The sequence below is a fragment of the Aeromonas sp. R2-2 genome (assembly GCF_040908355.1).
Lineage (GTDB): Bacteria > Pseudomonadota > Gammaproteobacteria > Enterobacterales > Aeromonadaceae > Aeromonas > Aeromonas veronii.
Genome location: NZ_JBFODQ010000003.1, coordinates 1 through 10,255 on the forward strand (window position 1 = coordinate 1; position 10,255 = coordinate 10,255).

The window sequence follows — 10,255 nt, forward strand, 5'->3', positions numbered from 1 at the left end:
ACTCCGGCAGTGCCAGCATGACGTTGAACGGGGTACTGAAGATAAGCAGATACACCACTATGGTGTGGGATGATTCGTTGGCTGCCTGATAGCGCACCATCAGGGAGTAGCCGGCCCAGAACAGCGCCGCCGCCACCGGCAGTAGGGAGGCCCAGTTGAATTCGTCAGTCCAGGGGGCGAGGATGAGCATGGCGCCGGCAAAGCCCGCCAGGGTGGCCAGAATGCGGGTGCGGCTCACCTGCTCCTTGAGCAGCAGCGCGGAGCCCAGGGTGGCAAACAGCGGCGAGGTCATCAGCAGGGCGATCCCCTGCCAGATAGGGACGGGGTACGCCAGTGCCCAGAGCCAGAGCTGGATGCCGATCACCGCCAACAATACCCGCAACAGGTGCAACCGGAACTGATTGGTCATCAGGGATTGGCGCAGGCCATGGCGAACCAGCCAGGGCAGCAGGCAGATCAGGGCGATCAGGTATTGATGAAAAGCGACCTGGGTAGAGGCAAGGCCGAGTTTGAAGCTGACATACTGGCTCAGGCTGTTGACGGCGGCGAAGCAGAGTCCTGCCACCATCATCCAGACTGCACCGGCCAAAGGAGAGTGCCTGCGCGAGGGTATCATGGGATCCGGGTCGCTGGAAAAAAGTGCGGCGGATCATAACGGCAATCGTTTGTTCTGCCAAGGGTTGAAGCGCGGCCGCAGGGTTGGCTGGCGAGGAAGTGGCCTTGCATCAAAAAATTTGAACAAGTTGAGCATCTATTTTCGCTATCAGCAAATAAGCACAATGTTTAGAGTGACCTCCATCGACAGCAACGCTGTTCAACCGACAACCAAATGGAGTTTCACCATGGCCAATATCCTCGTACTCAAATCCAGCATCCTGGGTCAATATTCCCAATCCAACGCCCTGATCGACGGCTTCCTGGCTGATCATCAGGATGATGCCGTCACCGTGCGTGATTTGGCTGCCCTCAACCTGCCGGTGCTGGATGGCGAGTTGGCCTCCGGCCTGCGCGGTGGTGACAACCTCAATGAACGTCAACTGGCGGTGATCGCCCAGTCTGACGAGCTGATCGCCGAGCTCAAGGCGAGCGACTTGGTGGTAATTGCGGCCCCCATGTACAACTTCAACATCCCGACCCAGCTGAAAAACTGGATCGATCTGGTTGCTCGCGCTGGCGTCACCTTCCGCTACACCGAGACCGGTCCGGTCGGTATGGTTGAAAATACCCGTGCGCTGGTGATCAGCCCCCGCGGCGGCATGCACGTCGGCAGCGCCACCGATCTGGTGACCCCCTACATGCGTACCGTGCTCGGTTTCATCGGTATCAAAGAGGTGGATTTCATCTACGCCGAGGGGATGGGTATGGGCCCGGATGCCCAGAGCAAGGGGATGGAAGCGGCCAAAGCGCAGCTTGAGGCTCTGGCTATCTAAGGGCTCTCTTCTATAAGGGCTATCTATCCCGTCAGGGGTTATCTCTTCAAGGAGTTGCCCAGCCAGAAACAATAACGCAGCCATCAGGCTGCGTTTGTTTTTGGGCTAGATATGATTGCGACAGATGTTGCTGCTACAGAGAGTATCGCGGCAAGCGGTCGGTATAGACGTTCCGGCGGAGTCACTACTCCATCATAAAGCGGCGACAACCGCGCACCAGCAGCAATGCCACCGTGACCAGCAGGCCAAGCAAGAGGGTGGTCAGCCACTGTTCGGTACTTTGTGGCAAGTGGGGCGTGAAGAGGCTGATCATCAACAGGGTACAGAGCGTGATCAACAGGCTCTGTCGGGTCATCAATATCATGGGGTCATCCTTGGTTTGCTCACCTGAAACGATTTTAATGCCCTCTTGTGACAGGGTGATGTATCCGTGCATCACTCTGTTGGGGCTCTTCAGACCATATCAGGTTTTTACCGCAGAGCCAGCGCCATCACTGGCGCTGTGATCCCGATCCCGCTAGCTCTCTTTATCTGAACTGTTTCTGCGCTGGCTGGTAGTGAAAATCGCCGCTGGCGAGCCGCGCTTCCAGTGCAGCCTGATCGATCTCCTGCGCTTTGCAGAGATCATCCAGATCGTCATAGCGATCACGCAGCTGCATATTGACGACGCTCAGCAGCATGTTGATGTCCATGGTGGCGAACTTTTTCAAATCCATGATTATTTCTCCCGATCCAGTGATTGCAACTGCTCGATGGCGGCGCTGACGCTGTGCAGATGCTGGCGGATCGCCTCGCGGGATTCGCTCGGCAGATAGTCGGTCAGGGTATGTTGCCAGCTGCCCGCTTCACTCTTGAGCTGCAGGAAGAGGGCGAGCCCGGTATTGGTGAGGGAGACCAGGCTGATGCGTTTATCCTGCTCGCTGCTCTCGGTAAAGATGATCCCTTTTTCGACCAGACGGCGGATCTCGCGGGAGATGCGCACCTTGTCCATGCCGCTCGCCTCGACCAGCTCTTTCTGGCTGATGGGGTAGTTGGGGCCGAGCACCATCATCAGGCGCCATTGCGGCACGGTCAGCTGGTAACGCTGCTCATAAAACTGTTCGAAGGTATCCCGTAGCATCTCGGCGGCATGTACCAACTGATAGGGCGGGTAGTGAGCGAGTAACGCTATGATTTTTGACATATTACACCCTGCTGTGACGGCTGCATCAGATGCAGTTTCTTTTGATACTTTGACATTGATGATACGAAACTCAAGCTGATTTGTCTGACCCGGTTGCGATGAAATGTGCGGTGGCGCACGCCCTCAAGGAAAAACCGGGTCTGACCGACGGGATTTTAAGCCAATGCTGTTCAGCCTTTACGCAACCAGATGAGGGCGTTCTGCTTGAGCCAGGCCTCACGAGTGTGGATAGCGTAGAGCGCGGCCTCGTCGCGGCTGCCCGCTTGCCAGCTTTGTGGCTCCTGTTTGGGCAGCTTGCGCTGACCCAGCAGGCAGGCCGGAATGTGCGGGTTGGCCTCGATGGCGACCCGCAGATGGGGCTTGGCTGCCTCGGCACCCTCGGTGGCAAAGATCATCAGCGCCTTGTTATAAAGCAACCAGCTGGAAGCTTCATCAAAGCGCACCAGCAGGGCGGTCAGCGCCTGCCAATCCCCTTGCAGTGCATAGAGGGTGGAGAGGTTATAGCGGCAACCCAGCTCATCGGCCATGCAGATTTTCAGCAGCTCCAGATATTCGGCTTTGGCCTCGCCCAGCTTGCCAAGGCGCAGCAGGCAGTCGGCGCGGCCGGCTCTGGCGGCCAGCAGAGGACGCAGCTCGGAGGCACTCCAGCCGTGGCCGGCGATTTGCTGCCAGAAGGCTTCATCAAAGAGCGGAGTGGCATCGGCGATGATCTTCTCGAACCAGCCGAGGCGGGCCTGATGATCGCGGCAGCTGTCGGCCAGCTCGAACCAGGTCTGCCACTGTTGGGCCTGCTCGCCATTGAGGGCGACATCGGTGCTGGGGGCGGCCTGATACTGGTCGAGGTTGAGTAACTGGTTGAGGGCGGTTTTCATGTTCTGGCGCTGGCGTTTGCAGAACTCGACAAAGGGAAGCTCGCTGGCGGCGGCGCTATAGAGCATCTGGGCCATCTGCTTGTCGCGAAACAGGCTCAGCTCTGCGGCCAGACTGAAGCGGTACTGGGTGGTCGGGTCGTTCAAATCCTTCGGCTTGGGCCAGGTGGCAAAACCCATGCTGAAGCCATAACACCATTGACCGAGGGGGTGGCTCTGTTCGAACACCTGCTCGGGGTTATCGCTGGGCAGGCGGCATTGACTCGGCAGGGCCAGCTGGGCGTCGTCGGCTTGGGATTCCAGCTCGGCGATCAGGTGGTTGAGGGCTTCTGCGCTTTTTTCATCCAACTCGGCATCCTGTTCCAGCATACCAGCCAGCGGGCGTTGCCAGTCAGGGCTTTCCGGCCCCACCAGACGAGCACAGAGAAAACCGTGCAGGGCCGGGTAGGTCATGTCCTGATCGCTGTGGCTCTGGATCCATTGATTAAGATGGCGGGTACGAGTGGATGGGTTCATCGACAGTTCCTCTGGATTTGAACAGCCGCGAAGTCTACCTAAAAGTGGGGTTATTTGCAGCAAATGGCCGCCTGTTTGGCGATTTAATCACCATTGGCGGATAAGATAGGGGCGAAAGGGCGGCTCGTGGTGGCTTGGGGACTAGGCCGGATCACCGCTCTTGAGGTAACATGCGCGCCCATAGGGGCCATGATCAATTGGCCCATCCGGGTAATGAAAAAAGAGAGCACCATGATACAGATTGGCAAGATGAACACCCTCACCGTTGTTGAACTCGAAGATCGCGGCGCCTGGCTTGCGGCCGATGAGTACGGTGAACTGCTGCTGCCCAAGCGTCAACTGCCGGAAGGGGTGAAAGAGGGGGATAGCGTGCAGGTCTTCCTCTATCTGGATGCCGATTGCGAGCCGGTGATCACCACCGACAAGCCATTTGCCATGGTGGACGAATTTGCCGGTCTGAAAGTGGTCAATGCCAACAAGATTGGTGCTTTCCTCGACTGGGGCATGAAAAAGGATCTGTTTGTGCCGAGCCGCGAGCAGAACAAGCCGATGCAGGTGGGCCACGTTTATCTGGTGCGTCTGCAACTGGATAACGAAGGGCGCATGGTCGGCACCAGCCGCATCGAGCGTTTCCTGACCCCGGCCGGCAGCAACTTCAAGGTCGGTGACGAAGTGACCGCACTGCCGGGAGAGCACTCGCCCCTTGGCATCAAAGTGATCGTCAACGGTCAGTATCCCGGCATGCTGTTCAAGAACGAGGTGTTTGGTCGGGTGATGACCGGTCGGCCGCAAACCGCCTGGGTCAAGCAGGTGCGCGAAGATGGCAAGCTGGATCTGACCCTGCAAAAGCCGGGTCTGGCGCGGGTTGATGACGCCGGTGAACGCATTCTGAGCCGGATGAAAAAGCAGGGCGGCACTCTGGCGGTGGGTGACAAGAGCGAACCCGAGCTCATCTACAAGCTGTTCAGCATGAGCAAGGGCACCTTCAAGAAGGCGATCGGCGGCCTCTACAAGCAGGGCAAGATTGTCATCGAAGATAACGCCATCACTCTGGTGGCTACAGAGACCGACTCGGCAGTGGATAGCGAATAAGATGCCGAGCCCCTGTGTTGGCCTCTGCAAGGCGAAGGATGGGCTTTGCCTTGGTTGTGGCCGCACCCTGACCGAGATCGGCCACTGGTCGGCGATGGATAGCAAGGCCCAGCTGTCGGTGATGGCCGAGCTGAATGGCTCGAAAAGCACCCACCGCTGCCCGGGTTGTGGCGAACCGGCCTATTGCGCCGTCTCTGCCGGTCAGACCATCGCCCAGTGCTGGTGCAGCCAGTTGCCGGTATTGCCGATGCAGGAGGCCAGCGCTTGCTGGTGCCGCCGCTGTCTGGCCAAGGCCATCGCAGCGCAGGATTAGCAGAAAACAGCAATAAGAGTGCACGGAAACAAGAAAGGCGCCGATGGCGCCTTTTTTATGCCTGCTGCTGGCGATGCCAGCGCACATGCACTTGATCTTCGGTCAGCAGACGGGGCAGCAGAAAGGTGGCGAAGATCACCTCAAACTCATCCTGATGATCCAGCAAACCGACCCACACTTCGACCCAGCGCTCCATATCGACCGGCTCACCAAGCTCGGTCGACCAGTCGGCATTGGGCAGAGTCGCCTCCACGGCGCCACGCTGCTCAAACTCCAGGGTGATGTCGACTATTTGTTCGGGGGCCAGCATATCGGCGGCCTGCTCAAGAAACTGATCATAGGCCCATTCGACCAGCTGATCCGGGGTACGCTGTTCCATGAAATCACTCCAGATACATCGAGGTTCGCTACTGTAACAATTATTGGCTGTGGCGGCCAGACCAGTGCGCCGGGCGTGGCAGGCCTGTCCAAGTTGCCGTTGGGGGAGTATGGTTAAGGCGCGGATCATCTGGCAGGGAGTAAGGGGATGAAGCAGCGGGGACGGCGGCAACAGATCAAGCGACGGCGCGAGGCCTGGTGGTGGCACTATCTGCCGCTTCACCGCGAGATGGTGGGCGGCCATCTGGGCCCACCGGAGAAACCCGATGAGCCCTGAGGATCAGTCGGCCTGATGCACCCGATTGAGGGTGATCTGACCCAGTTGTCCCATCTGGCGGCGGATCCAGACCGAGCGCTTCTGCACATAGGGTGACGGGGGCTTGACCCGATAGCGCCACGGATTGGGCAGGGCTGCTGCCAGCAGAGATGACTCGTAGCGGGTCAAGCGGCTGGCCGGTTTGCCAAAGTAGGTGCGGGCGGCGGCTTCGGCGCCGTAGATGCCGGGGCCGAACTCGACGATATTGAGATAGACCTCGAGAATGCGGGCCTTGTCCCAACCCAGCTCCATCAGCAGGGTAAACCATGCTTCCAGCCCCTTGCGCAGGAAGCTGCGATCACTCCACATAAAGAGGTTCTTGGCGGTCTGCTGGCTGAGGGTGCTGGCGCCGCGCACCCGTTCGCTGTGCTGGTTGTGCTTGAGCGCGGCGTTGATGGCATCCATGTCAAAGCCGTTATGCTCGGCAAAGCGCTGATCCTCGGCGGCGATCACCGCCAGTTGCAGCTCTTTGGAGATGGACTCCAGATCCACCCACTCATGGCGCACCTGGGTGATCTTGGCGGGCGGAAAGAGGGCCCGCTCGATACGCCAGCTCCACATCGGCGGATCGATAAAACGCAGCAAGGCGACCGAGCCGACCGAGCAGAGCAGCCCGGCCAGCGCGATCTTGCCTGCCCACCTCAACACCCGGCGCCCAAACGATACAGATGGGCGCTCAGGGGCCACGGCGTCAGGGCCAGACTCCCACTGATAGTGGCTGGGATCATCGGGATCCGGAATTATTGGGGCAGCCATTCGATGTGGCAGAACTTCTCGTCAACACGGCGGGAGAGCAGCATGCGGGCAAACAAGTGCTCATACTCTTGTTCTTCATTGCCAAGGCCAACCCAGATCTCGGCATAGTCGGTGTCGCTCACCGCAAAACCCACGTCCGCTTCCCAGTCATCGGCCGGGTCGGTTTCGGCCAGCAGGCCGCGGTCGTTGAACTCCTGATTGAAACGTGCGATCTCCTGCTCCGGCAGGTTGTCAGAGGCCAGCTCCATAAAGAGTTCGAGGGCGGTATCGAGCAGTTCCTCGACGCTGTGCATTTCGTCATTCATAGACATAAGCGGTCTGTTCCAGAAAAGAGAAAAAGGTGCCAGCGCAGATCACTGCCTGCGGGGCGGCGCTATTCTAGCGGTCGGCAGACCCCTTGGCGAGATGATGCGAGCCGCTGTGACCTGTTTTTGTGCCAATAAAAAACCGGATCCAGTGACAGGATCCGGTCTTCATTGGGGGAAGGGGTCACGCATAGGGCGTCAGCTCATCCCTTCTTGTCATCGGCGAAGGTGATGTTGAGCTCCAGTACCGACAGCTCATCACTCTTCTGATCCAGTTGGACGGTTATCTTCTCCGGATCAATGTTGACGTATTTGCGGATCACATCGAGGATGTCCTGCTTGAGCTGGGGCAGGTAATCCGGCCCCCCTCTGGATGAACGCTCGTGAGCAACAATGATCTGCAACCGCTCTTTGGCCAGTTGTGCGGTGTTCTGTTTCTTGTTGGAACGAAAATAATCCAATAATGACATGTTTAACTCCCGAACAGTCGGCTAAAGAAGCCCTTCTTCTCTTCTTCCAGAAAACGAAATTCCTTGGCATCGCCCAGCAGGCGGGACACCGCATCTTCGTAGGCCTGACCGGCATCGGACTCCTTGTCCAGAATGACCGGTTCGCCGGAGTTGGAGGCGCGCAGCACCGCCTGGGACTCCGGGATCACCCCGAGCAGCGGGATGGCCAGGATCTCCTGCACATCCTGCACGCTCAGCATGTCGCCGCGGTTGACGCGGGTCGGGCAGTAGCGGGTCAGCAGCAGGTGCTCCTTGATGGGGTCTTCACCACGCTCGGCGCGGCGGGACTTGGAGGCCAGGATGCCAAGGATGCGGTCGGAGTCACGCACGGAAGAGACTTCCGGGTTGGTGGTGACGATCGCCTCGTCGGCAAAATAGAGCGCCATCAGCGCGCCCGCCTCGATCCCCGCCGGGGAGTCGCAGACGATGTAATCGAACTTCATCTCCGCCAGTTGATCCAGAATCTTCTCGACCCCCTCACGGGTGAGGGCATCTTTGTCCCGGGTCTGGGAGGCGGGCAGGATAAACAGATTTTCCGAGCGTTTGTCCTTGATCAGCGCCTGATTGAGGTTTGCTTCCCCATTGATGACGTTGACGAAGTCATACACCACGCGCCGCTCGCAGCCCATGATGAGATCCAGGTTTCTCAGACCGATGTCAAAGTCAATGACCACTGTCTTGTGACCACGCTGGGCTAAGCCGGTGCTCAGGGCCGCACTGGTTGTGGTCTTGCCAACGCCACCTTTACCCGATGTAACGACTATGATTCGCGCCATTCTCGCTTCCTTGTAACTCTATTTGATACGGTCTATTCGGAGTTGTTCGTTGTCCAGCCGGACGTGTACCGGTTGCTGGATCAGGCCTGCCGGCAATGCATCGCTCAGCTGGAATGTGCCCGCGATGGAGAGCAGCTCGGCCTGTAATTGCTGGCAATAGATCCGGGCCTGGGTGTTGCCCCGGGCACCGGCAATGGCTCTGCCACGCAGGGTGCCATAAATATGAATGCTGTCATCGGCGAGCACTTCAGCTCCCGGACTGACGGACCCCAGCACCACCAGCGAGGTGCCGGCGGCGTAAATCTGCTGGCCGGAACGAACCGGTCCCACATGTACCTTGCTCGGGATCAAGGGGGCGGGTTCGGGCTCGGGAACCACCTCAAGGGCGGCTGGCGCGGGGGCAGGCGCGGGTTCCGGTTCGCTCTTGCGACTCTTGCCCGAGGCCATCACGGCCAGTCCCACCGCCTTGGCGGCTGTCTTCATCTCTTCACTGCGCGCCCCTGTGATGCCGACCAGCACAAACTCTTCGGACTCCACCAGCTCCTTGAGCTGTTCGAAATCGGGAATATGTTCCAGACGGGAAACATTGATCACCAGCGGCGCACAATTAAAAAAGTAGGGTGCCTGGGCCACTTTTTCGGCCAACAACTGACGTATCCGCTCAGGCTCGCCATCGCTGATATGCAACACAGAAATAGTGAAGGTGGTCCCTTTCAATTCGTTATCGCGCTCAACCATGAATCTTCCCCGAGGCAGAGATGCTAATCCGTTATTGTTATTCAATTCCTGATGTTATAGTTTGCCCCCATCAGAGGCAATAAACTCGTCGGATTATATCAATTTCCATGTTGTGTGCAGTCTATAAAAGTCGCAAAAAAGCCGAGACCTACCTTTTTGTTGAAAAAAGAGAGGATTTCTCCCGCGTTCCCGCGCCACTGCTGAGTGCATTCGGGCGTCCCGAGCTGGTGTTGATGACCAAGCTGGATCCGGCCAAGCCCTTGGGGCTGGCTGATGTCGGCAAGGTGATGGCCGCGCTGACCAACCAGGGGTTCTACCTGCAGGTGCCACCGCCTCCCGAGAATTTGCTGGAGCAGCACAAGGCCAGCCTGAAAAAACCATCCTGAATATCCAGCCCCGTGGTGCGTTCTGCCCAGCGGGGCTAATTCTTTGTGACTCTGCATGACGCATTCCGGCCCCGGTGAGGTGGCCTGCGATAATCCCGTGACAGGATCTGGCCAAATTAAACCCTCCCTTTGGTGATATTCACTTTTCGCTGTTTAAATAGAAAGTCAATCTGCTCCCAACTCCATATCGTCAACCTTTGCTGGCGCTCACAAAAATAGCGAGTGGCGCACGCTCATATCCTCCATTTCAACGGCTATTGGCCCATTCATCGATTATTTTCAGCCCCTTCTTTGGGCGCTTTTGACCTCCACTGCTCGATGCGTTTTACATCAAATAGGGAGTAAAGAGGGCGGTGATAACTATGCTAAAACCAGTTTGCGTGATGCGCTGTGGCCAAAATGATGAGTTAACCCCCTGTTTGTGTACTTGATTGTTTGCCCTGATCACGAAAGTGCCACATAGGAGGCAATCAATGTGGCGGCGTGATAATCCGCAGGGTGAGCGGTAACCGCGTCTTGCCAAACAAGGGTATGACCAAAGGGGGGGATATTGTAGTGGTCTAATCATCCCGGACACCATTTTAGGTGGTACTGTCGCCACCATGACCTGAGGTGTTCAATGACAAGATTACGTCGCTCATTTACTGCCGAATTCAAACTCGAAGCCGCATCCCTGGTGCTCGACCAG

At 57.9% G+C, this 10,255-nt stretch carries 16 protein-coding genes; 5 read left to right on the forward strand and 11 right to left on the reverse strand.

Annotated features, from left to right (window positions below):
• Window positions 1–568 (reverse strand): DMT family transporter (locus tag AB5Z09_RS00585; RefSeq protein WP_368194381.1); only part of this gene is annotated, 568 nt, incomplete at its 3' end.
• Between the two features lie 274 nt (window positions 569–842).
• Here AB5Z09_RS00585 and AB5Z09_RS00590 point away from each other — a divergent pair.
• On the forward strand, window positions 843–1,430 hold the full coding sequence (locus AB5Z09_RS00590) for an FMN-dependent NADH-azoreductase (protein WP_005352326.1): 588 nt from the start codon (window positions 843–845) through the stop codon (window positions 1,428–1,430).
• Between the two features lie 184 nt (window positions 1,431–1,614).
• On the opposite strand, the gene AB5Z09_RS00595 is transcribed toward AB5Z09_RS00590, so the two are convergent.
• From AB5Z09_RS00595 to AB5Z09_RS00610, 4 genes are all read right to left on the reverse strand, one after another.
• Window positions 1,615–1,794, reverse strand: coding sequence for a hypothetical protein (locus tag AB5Z09_RS00595; protein WP_005345799.1), 180 nt, complete (start codon window positions 1,792–1,794; stop codon window positions 1,615–1,617).
• Window positions 1,795–1,957: 163 nt separating this feature from the next.
• A complete protein-coding gene (locus tag AB5Z09_RS00600) occupies window positions 1,958–2,146 on the reverse strand; it encodes a DUF4250 domain-containing protein (protein WP_019445848.1) in 189 nt (62 codons plus the stop codon).
• 2 nt (window positions 2,147–2,148) lie between these two features.
• Window positions 2,149–2,613: a MarR family winged helix-turn-helix transcriptional regulator gene (locus AB5Z09_RS00605; protein WP_213387084.1), complete on the reverse strand. Its 465-nt coding sequence runs from the start codon at window positions 2,611–2,613 to the stop codon at window positions 2,149–2,151.
• A 170-nt stretch (window positions 2,614–2,783) separates the two neighbouring features.
• A complete protein-coding gene (locus AB5Z09_RS00610) occupies window positions 2,784–3,998 on the reverse strand; it encodes a UPF0149 family protein (RefSeq protein WP_368194383.1) in 1,215 nt (404 codons plus the stop codon).
• A 231-nt stretch (window positions 3,999–4,229) separates the two neighbouring features.
• On the opposite strand from AB5Z09_RS00610, the gene AB5Z09_RS00615 reads away from it, so the two are divergent.
• Window positions 4,230–5,090: a S1 RNA-binding domain-containing protein gene (locus AB5Z09_RS00615; protein ID WP_227016238.1), complete on the forward strand. Its 861-nt coding sequence runs from the start codon at window positions 4,230–4,232 to the stop codon at window positions 5,088–5,090.
• Between the two features lies 1 nt (window position 5,091).
• A complete protein-coding gene (locus tag AB5Z09_RS00620) occupies window positions 5,092–5,403 on the forward strand; it encodes a DUF1289 domain-containing protein (protein WP_263086162.1) in 312 nt (103 codons plus the stop codon).
• Window positions 5,404–5,458: 55 nt separating this feature from the next.
• Here the strand turns inward: AB5Z09_RS00620 and AB5Z09_RS00625 are convergent, their stop codons facing one another.
• Window positions 5,459–5,782: an HI1450 family dsDNA-mimic protein gene (locus AB5Z09_RS00625; protein WP_005336851.1), complete on the reverse strand. Its 324-nt coding sequence runs from the start codon at window positions 5,780–5,782 to the stop codon at window positions 5,459–5,461.
• Window positions 5,783–5,929: 147 nt separating this feature from the next.
• Here AB5Z09_RS00625 and AB5Z09_RS00630 point away from each other — a divergent pair, with 147 nt between their 5' ends.
• Window positions 5,930–6,058, forward strand: coding sequence for a hypothetical protein (locus AB5Z09_RS00630; protein WP_256689486.1), 129 nt, complete (start codon window positions 5,930–5,932; stop codon window positions 6,056–6,058).
• A gap of 3 nt (window positions 6,059–6,061) precedes the next feature.
• Here the strand turns inward: AB5Z09_RS00630 and mtgA are convergent, their stop codons facing one another.
• The 5 genes from mtgA to minC all read right to left on the reverse strand — a co-directional run bounded on the left by mtgA (window position 6,062) and on the right by minC (window position 9,181).
• A complete protein-coding gene (gene mtgA / locus AB5Z09_RS00635) occupies window positions 6,062–6,853 on the reverse strand; it encodes a monofunctional biosynthetic peptidoglycan transglycosylase (RefSeq protein ID WP_304519859.1) in 792 nt (263 codons plus the stop codon).
• Window positions 6,838–7,164: an HI1450 family dsDNA-mimic protein gene (locus tag AB5Z09_RS00640; protein WP_005352317.1), complete on the reverse strand. Its 327-nt coding sequence runs from the start codon at window positions 7,162–7,164 to the stop codon at window positions 6,838–6,840. The genes mtgA and AB5Z09_RS00640 overlap by 16 nt, the downstream gene beginning before the upstream one ends.
• A gap of 197 nt (window positions 7,165–7,361) precedes the next feature.
• The gene (gene minE / locus AB5Z09_RS00645) at window positions 7,362–7,628 is read right to left on the reverse strand and encodes a cell division topological specificity factor MinE (RefSeq protein ID WP_005336848.1); all 267 of its coding nucleotides are present in this window, start codon (window positions 7,626–7,628) and stop codon (window positions 7,362–7,364) included.
• 2 nt (window positions 7,629–7,630) lie between these two features.
• Window positions 7,631–8,443, reverse strand: coding sequence for a septum site-determining protein MinD (gene minD, locus AB5Z09_RS00650; protein ID WP_005336847.1), 813 nt, complete (start codon window positions 8,441–8,443; stop codon window positions 7,631–7,633).
• An 18-nt stretch (window positions 8,444–8,461) separates the two neighbouring features.
• Window positions 8,462–9,181: a septum site-determining protein MinC gene (gene minC / locus AB5Z09_RS00655; protein WP_304519858.1), complete on the reverse strand. Its 720-nt coding sequence runs from the start codon at window positions 9,179–9,181 to the stop codon at window positions 8,462–8,464.
• Window positions 9,182–9,288: 107 nt separating this feature from the next.
• On the opposite strand from minC, the gene AB5Z09_RS00660 reads away from it, so the two are divergent.
• Window positions 9,289–9,567, forward strand: coding sequence for a YcgL domain-containing protein (locus tag AB5Z09_RS00660; protein WP_005352312.1), 279 nt, complete (start codon window positions 9,289–9,291; stop codon window positions 9,565–9,567).
• The last annotated feature ends 688 nt before the right edge of the window (window positions 9,568–10,255 follow it).

Bases quoted from the DNA above. Each gene is read 5' to 3' on its own strand.
- AB5Z09_RS00590 (WP_005352326.1), top strand. From the start codon at position 843: ATGGCCAATATCCTCGTACTCAAATCCAGCATCCTGGGTCAATATTCC.
- AB5Z09_RS00595 (WP_005345799.1), bottom strand. From the start codon at position 1,794: ATGATATTGATGACCCGACAGAGCCTGTTGATCACGCTCTGTACCCTG.
- AB5Z09_RS00600 (WP_019445848.1), bottom strand. From the start codon at position 2,146: ATGGATTTGAAAAAGTTCGCCACCATGGACATCAACATGCTGCTGAGC.
- AB5Z09_RS00605 (WP_213387084.1), bottom strand. From the start codon at position 2,613: ATGTCAAAAATCATAGCGTTACTCGCTCACTACCCGCCCTATCAGTTG.
- AB5Z09_RS00610 (WP_368194383.1), bottom strand. From the start codon at position 3,998: ATGAACCCATCCACTCGTACCCGCCATCTTAATCAATGGATCCAGAGC.
- AB5Z09_RS00615 (WP_227016238.1), top strand. From the start codon at position 4,230: ATGATACAGATTGGCAAGATGAACACCCTCACCGTTGTTGAACTCGAA.
- AB5Z09_RS00620 (WP_263086162.1), top strand. From the start codon at position 5,092: ATGCCGAGCCCCTGTGTTGGCCTCTGCAAGGCGAAGGATGGGCTTTGC.
- AB5Z09_RS00625 (WP_005336851.1), bottom strand. From the start codon at position 5,782: ATGGAACAGCGTACCCCGGATCAGCTGGTCGAATGGGCCTATGATCAG.
- AB5Z09_RS00630 (WP_256689486.1), top strand. From the start codon at position 5,930: ATGAAGCAGCGGGGACGGCGGCAACAGATCAAGCGACGGCGCGAGGCC.
- mtgA (WP_304519859.1), bottom strand. From the start codon at position 6,853: ATGGCTGCCCCAATAATTCCGGATCCCGATGATCCCAGCCACTATCAG.
- AB5Z09_RS00640 (WP_005352317.1), bottom strand. From the start codon at position 7,164: ATGTCTATGAATGACGAAATGCACAGCGTCGAGGAACTGCTCGATACC.
- minE (WP_005336848.1), bottom strand. From the start codon at position 7,628: ATGTCATTATTGGATTATTTTCGTTCCAACAAGAAACAGAACACCGCA.
- minD (WP_005336847.1), bottom strand. From the start codon at position 8,443: ATGGCGCGAATCATAGTCGTTACATCGGGTAAAGGTGGCGTTGGCAAG.
- minC (WP_304519858.1), bottom strand. From the start codon at position 9,181: ATGGTTGAGCGCGATAACGAATTGAAAGGGACCACCTTCACTATTTCT.
- AB5Z09_RS00660 (WP_005352312.1), top strand. From the start codon at position 9,289: ATGTTGTGTGCAGTCTATAAAAGTCGCAAAAAAGCCGAGACCTACCTT.